Genomic DNA, 13,703 nt, shown 5'->3' with positions numbered 1-13,703 from the left:
CTTAATTATCTTGGCGGTGTAATGACAATACGTTCACCGTCAAATTCCAATGTAGCCCGGTTATCAATGGATAAGGCCTCCAGATACTCTTTTGGCACCTGAAGCCGCCCTGCACGGTCAATAATGACAAATGCTTCGTGAATGTCCGGCATACCCGATTCGGACAAGTTATGCTCATCATCCAGATTCGGGTTGCGCTTCACAAACTCGGTACTGGTCAAGCCGTCCCGAATCGCAACGATCCGGTCTACCTTGCCAGCAAGCGTCAAGTCATGGGTAACGATGACAATCGTAACGCCGAGTTCCTTGTTCATTCTTCGGAAAATGCCCATAATTGTATCACATGTCTCGGAATCGACCGAACCGGTTGGTTCATCTGCAAGCAGAATTTTGGGACGATTGGATAATGAGATCGCAATCGCTACCCGTTGCTGCTCTCCTCCTGACAATTGATGCAATTTGTTATGCATCCGATCCTTAAGACCTACCCATTCGAGCAACTGTTTCGCGTAAGCACGATCACGCTTGCCTCCCAGAATCATGGGAGTCTCTACATTTTCCAATGCAGTGAGATAAGGCAGCAAGTTACGACCGTTATTTTGCCAGATAAAACCTACCGTATGACGTTTGTATTCGACCAATTGGGCATCTGTCATTTTCAGCAAATCCCAGTCTCCCACAACAGCCGTACCAGCTGTAGGACGATCAAGCCCGCCCAGAATATTCAGCAGCGTGGATTTACCGCTACCGCTGTTACCGATGATGGCCATCATTTCACCTTGATTGACAGTCAGGTTGAGACCCTGAAGGGCAACGACTTCCACATCGCTGGATTTAAAAATTTTGACAAGTCCTTCGCATTGGATCACGTTTACCTCTCCTCTCCCATTTTGACTGCCTGGTGAACCCGCAATCTGCGAATCTGCCAGAGCAACATCGTTGCACCAATGACCAGCATCACTACGGTGACCCCATACAGTTGCAACATATCTTGCTGTTCAAACACAATCCGGAACGGAGGTACCTGAGCAGATACATTATCCGTTGTTTGCAGGAATGGCAGGAATAAACGACTGGATACCTGACCAATACCGATACCGAGCAGGATCGATAGACCTGCTGTGAACACCTGCTCCAGCAGCAGCATACCGCTCAGTTGTGCGCGTGATAACCCCATGGCTCGTAATACACCAAACTGCACAACACGTCCAGACAGGTTGAAGAACCAGTACAGCACGTATCCGATCAACGAGATAATAACCGAAACCAGGAAACCAAGGCTCAGAATCCCGAATACGCCACCTCTTGACGGATGTTTACCCTGAGATACCAATTCGGTCCGTACGTCACGCACAGACGATAACTCAATGCCTTCTGCTGCAAGTTTCTCCATTAGTGGAGCCACTTTGGCATCCGGTTCCATTTTCAGCCATACCTCATAAGGAATCAGAGGCACCTGATCATAGATATAATCCAGATTCGCCACGAAGAATGGCATCTGATCCGGATACTGGGCTGGCCAGTAAGGAATGATCCCAAACACGACGAATTCAATCGCCTGTCCCTGTACACCCATGGAGACGAGGTCTCCAGTTTTCAACTTAAATTTGTCAGCAAATTTGGAAGAGATCAATACAGCCCCTTCATATTTACCAAGCAAGTCAAGATACTTGTAGGGATGTGCCGGGAACAGATCGTTGCGGAACCACGCCACTTGAGCAAAGTCCACATTATCAATTCCGACCAGCATCCCCTGTCCGCCCGATTTACCAGAGACGATAATATTGCCTTTGGTCTGCAGCACTCGTGCTGCATGTTCAACCCCGTCTAATCTGCGGAACACTTCAAATGGAGGTTCGGAGTAGATGACTTTGGATGGCTGCGAAGAACCGCCGCCGCCTGGAGCACCTCCACCGCCATTGCCTCCGCCGGAACCACCACCAGCAGAACCTCCTCCTCCATTGCCACCACCTTGTTGACCTCCACCCGTACCGCCATTCTGTCCGGAACCACCGGGTTTAACCTCAGGTGTTCCTTCCCACACAGTCTGCATAATCACATCAGAACCATAACGGTACAAGGTACGCTCAGTGGAATTCAGATCAATCGTCCGAGCAGCAGCCGAGTTGTAAACCCCAAGTCCCAGTGTCAGTACAAGGAGGATCATCAGCGGATAATATGAAGAAGATGAACGCGATAGCTGTGTTAATGTCAGATACAACGGGACCGGGAGAAACTTGCGACCGATCAACTGAATAAGCTTTAATATCCACGGGAACAAGCGCAGGAAGAATAGTCCAAGCGCAAAGATCGCGAGTGCAGGTACAAAGAACAGAAACGGCTGTACCTGCAACTGATCAGTTGTCATTCCGGTCTGGAAGGTCAACATCTGACGTTCATAGAACAGGTAGTATCCATATCCGGCCAGACCCAGCAACACAACGTCCAGGAACCAGCGTTGCCATACTGGAGCACGGTCTGTCCGTGCTTGGCGCCGTTTGGCAGATACAATGGTTGCCCGTGCATAGGTTATCGCAGGGATAAGTGATGCGATGATCGCAACAAGGACCGCTGCTACGCCCAGGAGAATAGCTTCTTTTGATACACCGATTGGAATGGACTTCCGATCTACGAACGAGAGAAAACCACTTGCTGAACCGATACTCTTGGCCATAAACCAACCAAGCAACGGCCCAATAACCAGCGCAATAGCGCCCAGAAATATGCCTTCAAGCAGGTAAAGAGAGAAGATCTGCCGAGCTGAAGCTCCACGGCTGCGCAATACCGCAATATCACTCTCTTGCTTTTGTAATGACTGTCTGGCATTCATCGCAATGAAATAAAAGACCATCGCAATCATCGGTGCTGCCAAGGTAAACAACATGGTCTGCAATTGCAGACTCTGACTGCGGAACTGCTTGAGCAGATCACCAAAGGTGATGTCCACTTTTGTATCTTTCAGCCGCTGGTACAGATCGATATCCAGCCTTTCCAGCATGGAAGTCAGACCTGATAACTGGCTGGTTTGAATTTCTTTCAGATCAAAGGCATAATACCAACGTGAATTTTGAAGTGGAATCCCTTTTTCCTTCAGTAAAACATCATTAAAAACCGATTCATTTACATAAAGTCCATTCATCATGCCGTCAAATCCCTGTACCCAGTAAGGGCTGTTCGGATCATCTGCCTTGAAGGACCCCGTAATCTTCACACGTAACGTAATATCAAGGCCGCTATACACCGGATATTCCAGAATGTCACCGATATGCAGATCGTTACGGTACATGCCCTCTTCCAACATGACTGCCTCGATCGTGTCATCTTTGACCTGGTTTCCAGGTTTCACCCCGGCAGAGTAATTCACCTGTGCATCCAGCCCACTCATCGTACCCAGACTCATACTGCGTACCCTGCTGGCATCCACTTTGGTTGGATCTTCCGGGCTTACCTCTGTGCTGCGAATGGATCTCGAATTCACATACGTATGAAAAGGAAACCCGATGTCGCGAGGAACATCCTCACGAATATAACGATCTACTTCGTCCAGACCCCGAGTGTCTGTCTTCACGCCACCTGGTGCCTGATAACTCATCAGCAACGAACCGGCTGGCAACCCTTCACTGTTATCCTGCAGCGTCTGCGCGACAACCCGTTTCAGTGCACCATCGGCATACATTGGAATACTGACGGTGAACGCTACCGCCACAATCAATCCGATCAGTGTGCTGAAGGTCATCCAGCGCGTGTTCCACATTTTGCGGAACAACAGCCGAAGCAATGGCAGCCCCATTAGCGTCCCACTACTTTCTGGCCTACGGTCAGACCTTTCAGAATCTCGACATCTGTCGATGTCTGCTGACCAACTTCAACGTCCACTTCACGCTTGCTGCCATCACTCTCCACGACTTGTACATACGTTCTTGAACCGATGGAGCGTAAAGCGGATACAGGAATCACAATTGCGTTCTCGGTACGCTGCGTTACAATTGAGACCGATAGTGGTGTGCCACGTTCCACGCCTTTTGGCATTTTTGCAAGGGTAACGATAACATACTTATCCAGCGTTTCCTTGGTTGGAGGCGTACCGCCTTCACCCGTCCCTTCGCCACTGCCGCTTCCCGATGCTTCCGCGATAGGCATGACTTTAATTTTGCCAGCGACTTTACCAGCTCCATTAATATCTACTTCTGCCTTCATCCCAGCTGAGAACTTCTCCAGATCTTCCTTGGCAAAGGTAGCTGCCACAACCAGATTGGATGTATCCGCAATCGTAGCAATCGGATCATACGCTTTCACGGCTGCACCCTTCTCTACCTGCACAGCAATAACGGTACCGCCAAACGGAGCAGTCAACGTGGCTTTGCCCAGTTGTTCTTCCAGATCAGCGAGTTCCTGGCGCAGTTCTTCAAAAGCAATCGTTGCTTCTTCGAACTCCACCGGGTCCATCTCATCCTTCTTGCGGAGTGTTTCCTTCATTTGAACTTCGGATTTGCGAATAGCAAGTTTCTTGCCACGGATCTCCTTCTCCACACTCTCCACATCGAGCACCGCGAGAAGTTGGCCCTTTTTCACTTTATCCCCTGGTTTAACATTTAACTCTTTGACATGCATGCCATCAAGCGTGAAGTACACCTTCTCTTCCCGCTGACTCATCATCTTGCCACTACCACTTACTTTTTTCTCCAACGTTTCCGTCCGGACTTCATATTCCGGTTTCTTGGAGATCGTTGGCGGCGTAATAGGCGGAAGCACTTCTTCTTCTGTTTCTGACGGCAGCAATGAGCAGCCGGACATCGTTGCAACCATTATCGCACCAAGTACAATAAGTGCTGCGCGTTTCCCCCTCTTCGGAGCGGCCCCTTTACCTGATAAATCTGCCGTCCGCCATTTCATAAACATGGTCCGCAACCTCCAAAATTGTAGGATCGTGTGTAGTCATACATATTGTTACTTGTTCTACTTCAATAATATTGCGGAATACGGCCATGACCTGAGCGCCCATCTTGGAATCCAATTCCGCTGTAGGCTCATCCGCAAGCAACAATCTGGGTCTATGTGCAATGGCCTTGGCTATAGCCACACGCTGTTGCTCTCCCCCGGACATCTCGAAAGGTCGGTGCTTCACCCGTTTGGATAGTCCAACCAGATCCAGACAGTGACCAACCCTGTCCTTCCATTCCGCTCGCGGAACATCCGCCATGCGCAGCGACAGTTCTACATTTTCCCAAGCAGATAATAAGGGCATGAGTGCATATGCCTGAAAAATAAAACCGATCTCTTTACGCCGCAAAGCGGTCCGCCTCCGGTCTCCCCAATCCTGAAGAGGCTGGCCAGAGAACAGAATGTCTCCACTTGAAGGCTGATCCAGTCCACCGAGCATATTCAGCAGTGTTGTTTTTCCTGAGCCCGATCGCCCCTTCAGCATGACCAGTTGTTGCGGATTCACTTCCATATCAATGCCTTTGAGCACATGGATAATGCGACTGCCTGTCTGGAAACTGCGATGCACGTTACGCACCTCCAGTACAGGTCCATCATATGGAGGTAACATATCCTTTTTTGGTTTGATCTTCTTCTGGGGTTCATCAACGGTGGTGACAGCAGCTGCAGCCACTTCATCCGAAGCGATTTCACTTTCAGATAAAGATACTTCACTTGTCGGGTGCGCTGGTTCACTTATGTATGTACTTTCCCCCGACTCCGTCGATGCCTCCAACGGTGTTTCCCCCTGTTGATGTTCATCGCCTGACTGGCTCTTGGCAGTTCTTTTTCTGAGAAATAAATTCTTCATGCCAGCAATCACGCTCATCCTTTCTTGATATACCGATCATTTCTTCAAAAAACCTAAAATTAGAAATCTGTTCCAACCTACACTGAATTATAAACGACCGATCCCAACTAAAAGTTACAAGCTTTTTACAACGGTAGAGGGAAAAAGTTAATATTTTGATGAACAAACGAAAAAAGCACCCCAAAGTGCGGGATGCCTCTTGCATATTCGATGGTTTTGCCGCTATGACGGCAATCATTACAATTTTGATACCGTTCATTCATGAACATTTTTTCGAGGTATCAATGATATTATTTACCAAATGAAGAAGGATCTTCACGCCAGGATTTGAGCAATTCAAAGTCACTCTCCTGAATCGTTCCCTGAGCCAAAGCCACATCCATCAGAGCCGTGTAATTGGACAACGTCTGAAGTGGAATTCCTGCGTCTTCGAATGCTTTAACACCTTTATCCAGCTGGTAGCTGAAGATGGCAAGTACGGCGAGCGGTGTTGCACCTGCTACGCGTACAGCTTCGGCTGCTTTGATCGAGCTTCCACCTGTAGAGATCAGATCTTCGATGACAACCACTTTCTGTCCTTCGGTAATCAGACCTTCGATCAAGTTCTCCTTGCCGTGTCCTTTCGCTTTATCACGAATGTAGGCCATCGGCAGATCCAGCTTCTGAGCCACCCAGGCAGCATGCGGGATACCTGCGGTTGCCGTACCTGCAATGACTTCTGCATCCGGGTATTGGTTACGAATAATCGTTGCAAAGGCCTCAGCGATATCGTTGCGAATCTCCGGATAGGACATCGTTAAGCGGTTATCGCAGTATATTGGTGATTTGATGCCGGATGTCCATGTAAATGGCTGCTGTGGACGTAACGCCACGGCTTTAATTTTCAACAGTTGGGAAGCAATATGATTCGGAATCTCATTCAGTTCGATCATGCGTTCAACATCTCCTTCAAAATGGTTTCTGCCGCTTCACGCGGATTGGGAGCGCCTGTAATGGGTCTGCCTACAACAATGTAATGACTGCCTCTGGCGATGGCTTCACCCGGCGTCAAGACGCGTGTCTGATCTCCCAGACCACTACCCGCTGGACGAATTCCTGGTGTAACGGTGTGAAAAGCACTGCCACACGCTGCCCGAATTGCAGGTACTTCCAGCGGAGAAGCAACAACCCCATCCAGTCCAGCCTCTTGGGCCAGTCCTGCATAACGGACCACAGCAGCTTCCACACTTCCCGGGATGCCAATCTCGTTATTCATCGTTTCCAGACTTGTACTGGTGAGTTGGGTGACTGCAATGATCTCGGGCTTGCTAAGGGAAGGATCGGCAGCGATTGCTGCCTCAGCACCTTCACGTGCAGCACGCATCATGAGGGCTCCACCCGCTGCATGTACATTGAACATGTCTACCCCAAGACGTGTGATACTTTCAGCACCGCCACGAACGGTGTTGGGAATGTCATGCATTTTCACATCCAGAAAAACGGAGTAACCTTTGGATTTCAACTCCCGAATAAAGTCAGGTCCTGCTGCGTAGAACAGCTGCATACCCACCTTGAGATAACAGGGAATGCCTTCAAGAGCTTGTACCAATGCTTTCGCTTCTTCCGCTCCAGGATAATCCAGTGCCACCATCAGACGGCCAGCCATTTCATTGAAACTCGCTTGATTCATCACCAGCGCTCCCCTCCACTTGCTCATTTTTTCCGTTTTTGCCCGATATAAAGGACATCCCGCCAGCCCGCAGGCTGACTGATGTCCTTCATCAGAGAGTTATTTATTTTACAAAGACAGGCATTGCTTCCGAAGAGAAGTTGATCGTTTGCAGCATAATCAGCAGCGCACGAATCGTATCCAATGAAGTCATACATACAATGCCGTTTTCTACCGCTTCACGACGGATACGGAATCCATCACGCTGCGGTGTTTTGCCTTTGGTGAGTGTGTTGAAGACAAAGTTTGCTTCGCCGCTGCGGATCATATCCAGAATGTTTGGCGAACCTTCACTTAATTTGTTCACAGTCGTTACCGGAATGTTCGCTGCTTCAAGCGCAGCTGCTGTTCCGCCGGTAGCCATGATTTTGTAACCCAGTCTGTAGAAACCTTCGAGCAAAGGAACCGCTTCGTCTTTGTCTTTGTCTGCTACAGTCACAACAATCGCTCCGGTTGCCGGAATTTTCATTCCTGCGCCGATGAGACCTTTGAACAACGCTTTAGCGTAATTCGGGTCACGACCCATAACCTCACCTGTGGATTTCATCTCAGGTCCGAGGGTTGGTTCAACACGACGCAGTTTCGCGAAGGAGAAGACCGGAACTTTGACAGATACATGATCTGATTCAGGCCACAGTCCATCGACATAGCCAAGATCTTTCAGTTTCACACCCAGAATGGCTTGTGTTGCCAGGTTCGCCATCGGAATGTTGGTTACTTTGCTCAGGAATGGTACGGTACGGGATGAACGCGGGTTCACCTCGATAATGTACACTTGGCCATCATGGATAACAAACTGGATGTTGACCAAACCTACCGTTTTCAGTTCTTTGGCAATTTTGATTGTAATCTCTACAATTTTCTCTTTCATATCCTGGGACAGGTGTTGAGGAGGATATACCGCGATGGAGTCACCAGAGTGAACCCCTGCACGCTCGATATGTTCCATGATTCCTGGAATCAATACCGTTTCACCATCACAGATGGCGTCAACCTCAACTTCTTTACCCATCATATAACGGTCGATCAGGACCGGATGCTCCGGATTGATTTTAACCGCCTGTTCCATGTATGTCAGCAATTCAGCATCGGAGTATACAATCTCCATCGCACGACCGCCAAGTACATAGGAAGGACGAACCAATACCGGGTAGCCCAGACTTTGAGCTGTTTCTACCGCATCATCAACGGAAATGACTGTTTTACCTTTTGGCTGTGCAATCTCCAGACGGGAGAGCAGACGTTCGAACTTCTTGCGGTCCTCCGCCTCATCGATGCTTTCCAGATCCGTTCCGAGAATGGTTACACCTGCATTACGCAGTGGTGCTGCCAGGTTGATGGCCGTTTGACCACCGAACTGTACGATAACCCCTACTGGTTTCTCCTGTTCAATCACGTTCATGACATCTTCGAAGAAGAGCGGTTCAAAGTACAGGCGATCGGATGTATTAAAGTCCGTAGACACCGTCTCCGGGTTATTGTTGATAATGACTGCTTCATATCCTGCTTTTTGCAATGCCCATACTGCGTGAACAGTAGAGTAGTCAAACTCAATCCCTTGACCGATCCGGATTGGTCCTGAACCCAGCACCACAACTTTTTGCTTGTCTGAAGGGATCACTTCATTCTCTGTCTCGTAAGTTGAGTAGTAATATGGCGTTGTTGCTTCGAACTCAGCTGCACATGTATCTACCATTTTGTACACTGGGCGCAGGTTCTCTGCTTCCCGACGAGTTCTAACTTCCGCTTCAGTTGTTAATGTGCCTCCTGGTTGACCTTGCGCACGCAGTTCAGCAATGGCACGGTCTGTGAATCCAAGGCGTTTCGCTTGATACAGAATGTCGGAAGACAATTCGGATTCTTCGCGAATGCGATCTTCGAATGCGATCAGACCTTCGATTTTGTCCAGGAACCACCAGTCAATCTTGGTCAAATCCTGTAGCTGTTGCAACGTATAACCTCTGCGGAATGCTTCGGCAATCAGGAAGATGCGCTCATCATCTGCTTTGATCAGACGTTCGTTCAAGGTAGCTTCGTCCAGCGTTTCGGCATCCTTCAGGTAGAGGCGATGTACGCCAATTTCCAGGGAACGAACTGCTTTGTGAATCGACTCTTCGAATGTCCGGCCAATCGCCATTACTTCGCCTGTTGCTTTCATCTGAGTTCCCAGTTTACGGTTCGCCGAGATGAACTTGTCGAACGGCCAGCGAGGAATTTTGCTCACGATATAATCCAGCGTAGGCTCGAAACAAGCGTACGTTTGACCTGTTACCGGGTTCACGATTTCATCCAACGTGTAACCCATGGCAATTTTGGCAGCCATTTTGGCAATCGGATAACCCGTTGCTTTGGAAGCCAGAGCCGATGAACGGCTTACCCGTGGATTTACTTCGATAACATAGTATTGGAAGCTGTGTGGGTCCAGTGCAAACTGTACGTTACATCCACCCTCGATGTTCAGGGCACGGATGATTTTCAGGGAAGCTGAACGCAGCATTTGATATTCACGGTCCGACAGGGTTTGGCTTGGTGCTACAACGATACTGTCGCCTGTATGAACACCTACCGGGTCGAAGTTTTCCATGTTGCAGACAACGATACAGTTATCATTTTTGTCCCGCATAACCTCATACTCGACTTCTTTCATGCCTGCAATGCTCTTCTCGACCAGACATTGCCCAATCGGGCTGTAACGAATTCCCGCTACCACGGTCTCGCGTAGCTCTTCTTCGTTCGCACAGATTCCGCCGCCTGTTCCGCCCAGCGTATAGGCTGGACGCACGATGATTGGATAACCAATCTCATTTGCAAATTCAAGTGATTCTTCAAGTGTGGTTACGATCACACTCTCAGGTACAGGCTGTTCCAGTTCACGCATCAGGTCACGGAACAGATCACGATCTTCCGCTTTCTCGATGGAAGTCAGCTGTGTTCCGAGCAATTTCACATTTTCACGTTCCAGCACGCCTGCACGTGCCAGTTCTACCGCCATGTTCAGACCTGTCTGACCACCCAGTGTTGGCAACAAGCCGTCTGGACGCTCCTGACGAATGATTTGGGTTACAAAATCCAGTGTAATTGGCTCAATGTAGACTTTATCAGCCATGTTTGTATCCGTCATAATGGTCGCCGGGTTGCTGTTGATAAGTACAACTTCCACGCCTTCTTCTTTCAGAGCCTGGCAAGCTTGCGTACCGGCATAGTCGAACTCGGCCGCTTGACCGATGACGATTGGACCGGAACCAATCACCAGGATTTTTTTGAGATCTTTGTTAATCGGCATGTTATTGTGCTCCTTTCACTGCGGCTGCCAATACGGCTTGACGCGGCTTTTGCGGGTTAGTGATCTTGTGCTCGCGAATCATCTCGATGAAGCGGTCGAACAGATAGCTGTTGTCGTAAGGACCCGGGGCTGCTTCAGGGTGATATTGAACCGAGAATGCCGGGAATGATTTATGTTTCAGACCTTCAATGGTCTTATCGTTATTGTTGATATGTGTAACTTCCAGGTCTGTACTCTTCACAGACTCTTCGTTTACGGTAAATCCATGGTTCTGGGATGTGATGAAGCAACGTCCGCTCTCCAGTTCTTTCACCGGGTGGTTTCCTCCGCGATGTCCGAACTTAAGTTTTTCGGTGTCTGCTCCTGCTGCAAGTGCGAACAACTGGTGACCCAGGCAGATACCGAAGATCGGGTATTCGCCAAGCAGTTCACTGATCATCTTAACTGCGTGAGGTACGTCTTTCGGGTCCCCAGGGCCGTTGGACAGTTGAATGCCATCCGGGTTCAGGCGACGAATCTCGTCTGCTGTTACATCGTGTGGAACAACAACAACGTCACAGTTACGTTTGCTGAGTTCGCGCAAGATTCCTGTTTTAGCACCGTAATCCACAAGCACAATACGTTCAGCCGTTCCTGGGCTGTTGTAGACATGCTCCGTAGAAGTCATTGGCACCTGGTTACGCAGCTCGGCAATGGTGGTGTCTCCCATCATCTCCAGCAGTTCTTCCACAGGCTTCGATCCTGTTGTGAGAATTCCCTTCATTGTGCCGTGGTGACGAATCCGGCGAGTCAACATGCGTGTATCAATTTCGCTGATTCCTACGATGCCGTATTCTTTGAGCAGATTGTCTACGCTGTATTCCGCACGCCAGTTGCTTGGCGTTGGCTCATGACGACGCACAACGAAACCATGTACGTATGGACGAATCGACTCAAAGTCATCACGCGTAATGCCGTAGTTTCCGATCAGCGGATACGTCATGGTTACGATTTGACCGCAATAGGAAGGATCCGAAAGCACCTCTTGATAGCCTGTAATTCCCGTATTAAAAACGACCTCACCTGTAGTTTCACCTTCAGCACCAAATGCTTTCCCGGTGAACAGTGTGCCGTCTTCCAACAATAATCTTGCCTGTGCCTGCATCCCATTTCACTCCTCTGTGTTTATCAACGTTGAATGGCATTTGGGTTGAACATGGGGGACGTTACGATTGTGCGGCTCCGCTGACAGAAAACCCTTTGATCGCTGTTATCCCCGGATTACTTTTTATCATTTTTCAAATGATGTAATCCGGTGATAAAGGCGAACGCTTTGCTTCTTCGGGTCTTTTCTGTCCGCTCCGCAGTTACGTTGGTGTCCAAGTTCAAAACCATGACATTCAACTTTGCTTGTTTCGTATATTTGACTCTCGGCAATGATCTGCCTCGAGTTAGTTGAAAAGATGTTACTGGTGTAAAAGTTGTAGATTAAGTTTTAGAGTTAGATTTAAAAAGATTTGTTGTTTTAAAAAAGTTAAGAATTACTGTTACTGATATAAAGAGTTAAAGATTACTGATTTATAAATTTGCTGAGTTACCGTTTTATTGTTGTACAGTGTTGCTCCATACGCTTTTGCCGTCCACCCATGTTTGTGTGGCCCAGCCTTTCAGCTTCCAGCCTGTGAATGGGGTGTTTCTTCCTTTAGTTGCAAACGTTGCAGGATCAACCGCTTTTTCCTCGTTCAGGTCAATCATCGTGATATCGGCTGGTGCTCCCTCTTCGAGTTTGCCTGTGTCCAGTCGGAATACACGTGCCGGATCAGCTGTCATACGTTTCACCAGGAAGTCCAAGCTCCACAATCCTGTTTCCACAAACTTGGTGTACAGCAGTGGGAAGGCGGTTTCGAATCCTACGATTCCGAAAGGTGCCAGCTCCATGCCTTTGGCTTTCTCTTCTTCACTGTGTGGCGCGTGATCAGTTACGATCATATCCAGCGTACCGTCTAGCAAGCCTTCAATACAAGCCTGCACATCGCGTGGTGAGCGTAGTGGCGGGTTCATTTTCCAGTTGGCATCCATGCCCGGGATATCTTCATCCGACAACACCAGATGGTGTGGACATACCTCAGCAGTTACTTTAATGCCGATGGACTTCGCTAGACGAATCAGACGAACCGATTGCTCTGTACTTACGTGACAGACATGGTAGTGAACTCCTGTTGCTTCTGCGAGCAAGATATCACGGCCAACGTGGATGGCTTCGGATTCATTTGGAATCCCTTTGATGCCGTGGCGCTTCGAAAACTCACCTTCCGTCACATATCCACCAACAACCAGTGAGTCATCTTCACAGTGTGCGATCACTGGCATATCCATGCTTGCTGCGAGGCTCATGGCATCTTTCATCATTTGAGCGTTTTGTACGCCTACACCGTCATCTGTGAATCCAATAGCGCCTGCTTCTTTTAATGCGGCAAAATCGGTAAGTTCACGACCCAGTTCATTTTTTGTAATGGCAGCATAAGGCAACACTTTAACCAGATCAGCTTCTTTGGCCTTATCCAGTACCAGCTTCACAACTTCCGCTGTATCTGTTACTGGTCTTGTGTTTGGCATGCAAGCGATTGTTGTAAAACCACCTTGTGCTGCTGAACGGGCACCTGTCTCGATCGTCTCTTTGTGTTCGAATCCAGGTTCACGCAGATGCACGTGCATATCGATCAATCCCGGAATGACCAGTTTGCCTGATGCGTCTGTTACACTCTGCGCTGATTTTTCGGCGTCCAGTACAGCTTGGTCTTCCAGACCAGCGATCTTTTTAATTTTACCTTCATCTATAATGATGGTTTTCCGTTCAAGTTCCCCTTTTTGGTTCAAGACGTTCGCGTTTTTTATAATCTGTAGCATAATTGCCCTCCGCTTCGGTTCTGTCCAGCTTACCA

General features: G+C 48.7%; 9 protein-coding genes. All 9 read right to left on the bottom strand.

What is annotated here, in order from left to right:
• Window positions 1–5: 5 nt before the first annotated feature.
• Window positions 6–869 (bottom strand): ABC transporter ATP-binding protein, encoded by an 864-nt coding sequence (locus MHI14_RS09685; RefSeq protein ID WP_091028519.1) that lies wholly within the window; start codon window positions 867–869, stop codon window positions 6–8.
• A 2-nt stretch (window positions 870–871) separates the two neighbouring features.
• Window positions 872–3,790, bottom strand: a complete 2,919-nt coding sequence (locus MHI14_RS09680) for an ABC transporter permease (RefSeq protein ID WP_341130237.1) — start codon at window positions 3,788–3,790, stop codon at window positions 872–874.
• Entirely contained in the window at window positions 3,790–4,899 is a 1,110-nt protein-coding gene (locus MHI14_RS09675; protein WP_091028513.1) for an efflux RND transporter periplasmic adaptor subunit, read from the bottom strand. The genes MHI14_RS09680 and MHI14_RS09675 overlap by 1 nt, the downstream gene beginning before the upstream one ends.
• Window positions 4,862–5,809, bottom strand: coding sequence for an ABC transporter ATP-binding protein (locus tag MHI14_RS09670; RefSeq protein ID WP_105599685.1), 948 nt, complete (start codon window positions 5,807–5,809; stop codon window positions 4,862–4,864). The genes MHI14_RS09675 and MHI14_RS09670 overlap by 38 nt, the downstream gene beginning before the upstream one ends.
• A gap of 272 nt (window positions 5,810–6,081) precedes the next feature.
• Window positions 6,082–6,723: an orotate phosphoribosyltransferase gene (gene pyrE / locus MHI14_RS09665; RefSeq protein ID WP_036614805.1), complete on the bottom strand. Its 642-nt coding sequence runs from the start codon at window positions 6,721–6,723 to the stop codon at window positions 6,082–6,084.
• On the bottom strand, window positions 6,720–7,460 hold the full coding sequence (gene pyrF, locus MHI14_RS09660; protein ID WP_272907465.1) for an orotidine-5'-phosphate decarboxylase: 741 nt from the start codon (window positions 7,458–7,460) through the stop codon (window positions 6,720–6,722). The genes pyrE and pyrF overlap by 4 nt, the downstream gene beginning before the upstream one ends.
• A gap of 103 nt (window positions 7,461–7,563) precedes the next feature.
• A complete protein-coding gene (gene carB / locus MHI14_RS09655) occupies window positions 7,564–10,782 on the bottom strand; it encodes a carbamoyl-phosphate synthase large subunit (RefSeq protein ID WP_062835433.1) in 3,219 nt (1,072 codons plus the stop codon).
• A gap of 1 nt (window position 10,783) precedes the next feature.
• A complete protein-coding gene (carA, locus tag MHI14_RS09650) occupies window positions 10,784–11,926 on the bottom strand; it encodes a glutamine-hydrolyzing carbamoyl-phosphate synthase small subunit (RefSeq protein ID WP_062835434.1) in 1,143 nt (380 codons plus the stop codon).
• A gap of 437 nt (window positions 11,927–12,363) precedes the next feature.
• Window positions 12,364–13,668, bottom strand: coding sequence for a dihydroorotase (locus MHI14_RS09645; protein ID WP_289389866.1), 1,305 nt, complete (start codon window positions 13,666–13,668; stop codon window positions 12,364–12,366).
• Between the last annotated feature and the right edge of the window lie 35 nt (window positions 13,669–13,703).

This window comes from Paenibacillus sp. FSL K6-2393 (genome assembly GCF_038002545.1).
Lineage (GTDB): Bacteria > Bacillota > Bacilli > Paenibacillales > Paenibacillaceae > Paenibacillus.
This window is presented reverse-complemented; position numbering and strand designations above follow the sequence as displayed.